Here is a 2,500-nt window from a genome sequence, read left to right as displayed (position 1 = left end):
GAAATCTATTTAGGTAGAGCGTCATCCGAATACCCCGGGGGGTAGAGCACTGGATGGGTAATGGGGCCCCACAGGCTTACTGATCCTAACCAAACTCCGAATACCCGGGAGTACTAGATGGCAGACACACTGCGGATGCTAACGTCCGTAGTGGAGAGGGAAACAACCCTGACCTACAGCTAAGGCCCCCAATTCATGGCTAAGTGGGAAAGCAGGTGGGACGACCAAAACAACCAGGAGGTTGGCTTAGAAGCAGCCATCCTTTAAAGATAGCGTAACAGCTCACTGGTCTAAATAAGTTGTCCTGCGGCGAAGATGTAACGGGGCTCAAGCCATGAGCCGAAGCTTAGGATGCCGTAAGGCATGGTAGCAGAGCGTAGTGTGACATAAGACTTATCCTATATTGCCGCCGGTCATTTGGTGCGTGTAAGCGCTCAAGTAGCCGAATAGGCGGTAGCGCAGGATCAAGTCTTTTCGATGAAGCCGGCGCGTGAGCGATCCGGTGGAGAGATCACTAGTGAGAATGATGACATGAGTAGCGACAAAGAGTGTGAGAGACACTCTCGCCGAAAGTCCAAGGGTTCCTGCTTAAAGCTAATCTGAGCAGGGTAAGCCGGCCCCTAAGCCGAGGCCGAAAGGCGTAGGCGATGGGAACTAGGTTAATATTCCTAGGCCGTGGAGTGGTGACGGATCTCAGAGGTAGTTCATCCTTATTGGATTGAATGGGCTGCTGAGAGGTTCCTGGAAATAGCCCTCCTATAAGACCGTACCCTAAACCGACACAGGTGGACTGGTAGAGCATACCAAGGCGCTTGAGAGAACGATGTTGAAGGAACTCGGCAAAATACCTCCGTAAGTTCGCGAGAAGGAGGCCCGGTTCCTAGGCAACTAGGGGCTGGGGGCACAAACCAGGGGGTGGCGACTGTTTATTAAAAACACAGGGCTCTGCGAAGTCGCAAGACGACGTATAGGGTCTGACGCCTGCCCGGTGCCTGAAGGTTAAAAGGAGAGGTGAGAGCCTTGAATTGAAGCCCAGGTAAACGGCGGCCGTAACTATAACGGTCCTAAGGTAGCGAAATTCCTTGTCGGGTAAGTTCCGACCTGCACGAATGGCGTAACGACTTCCCCGCTGTCTCCAACATCGACTCAGCGAAATTGAATTGCCTGTCAAGATGCAGGCTTCCCGCGGTTAGACGGAAAGACCCCGTGCACCTTTACTACAGCTTCGCACTGGCATCAGGATTGTGATGTGCAGGATAGGTGGTGGGCTTTGAAGCAGAGACGCAAGTCTTTGTGGAGCCTCCCTTGAGATACCACCCTTCGCACTCTTGATGTCTAACCGCGGTCCGTTATCCGGATCCGGGACCCTGCGTGGCGGGTAGTTTGACTGGGGCGGTCGCCTCCTAAAGCGTAACGGAGGCGCGCGAAGGTTGGCTCAGAGCGGTCGGAAATCGCTCGTTGAGTGCAATGGCAGAAGCCAGCCTGACTGCGAGACTGACAAGTCGAGCAGAGTCGAAAGACGGCCATAGTGATCCGGTGGTCCCGAGTGGAAGGGCCATCGCTCAACGGATAAAAGGTACGCCGGGGATAACAGGCTGATACTGCCCAAGAGTCCATATCGACGGCAGTGTTTGGCACCTCGATGTCGGCTCATCTCATCCTGGGGCTGGAGCAGGTCCCAAGGGTACGGCTGTTCGCCGTTTAAAGAGGTACGTGAGCTGGGTTTAGAACGTCGTGAGACAGTTCGGTCCCTATCTGCCGTGGGTGTAGGAGACTTGAGAGGAGTTGCCCCTAGTACGAGAGGACCGGGGTGAACGATCCACTGGTGGACCAGTTGTCGTGCCAACGGCAGTGCTGGGTAGCTATGATCGGACAGGATAACCGCTGAAGGCATCTAAGCGGGAAGCCCCCCTCAAAACAAGGTCTCCCTGAGGGCCGTGGAAGACCACCACGTCAATAGGCCGGAGATGTAAGCGCAGTAATGCGTTCAGTTGACCGGTACTAATCGCCCGATAGGCTTGATTTGATCCAGTAATGGAAAGACAAATCAAAAACATACACCTCATTAAACATGGATAACTTCGCAGCAACACGCTGCGGTGTTGATTGAAACAACAACCGTGCGGCAACGCGCGTCGCCTCTTTGCAAAGCAAAGCCGCGACGGGGATTTTCCTCGGTTTGGTGGTCATAGCGCAAGTGAAACACCCGGTCCCATCCCGAACCCGGAAGTTAAGCACTGCCGCGCCAATGGTACTTGGGCTTAAGCCCCGGGAGAGTAGGTCACCGCCAAACCTAGAAAAATCCCCCAATCAAACTTCTCTCTTACGATGAAAAAAACAATACCCGGTCTCAACTAGCCAAATAGGCGGTAGACCAACGCAAGGCCTCAACTAGCGTAAGCAAACAGGCCAACGCAAACTGTCGCGGGATGGAGCAGCCCGGTAGCTCGTCAGGCTCATAACCTGAAGGTCGTAGGTTCAAATCCTACTCCCGCAACCA

The 2,500-nt window shown here is 54.1% G+C and carries 1 tRNA gene and 2 rRNA genes (1 of these 3 cut by a window edge); all 3 read left to right on the top strand.

The features are described from left to right. Window positions 1-2,026 (top strand): 23S ribosomal RNA (locus AC2FLA_RS22235); it begins 839 nt to the left of the window's first position. 152 nt (window positions 2,027-2,178) lie between these two features. After that, a 5S ribosomal RNA gene (gene rrf, locus AC2FLA_RS22230) occupies window positions 2,179-2,293 on the top strand. Window positions 2,294-2,423: 130 nt separating this feature from the next. Continuing rightward, a tRNA-Met gene (locus AC2FLA_RS22225) sits at window positions 2,424-2,500 on the top strand.

Source organism: Ruegeria sp. CDSA033, from assembly GCF_059612305.1.
This window is presented reverse-complemented; position numbering and strand designations above follow the sequence as displayed.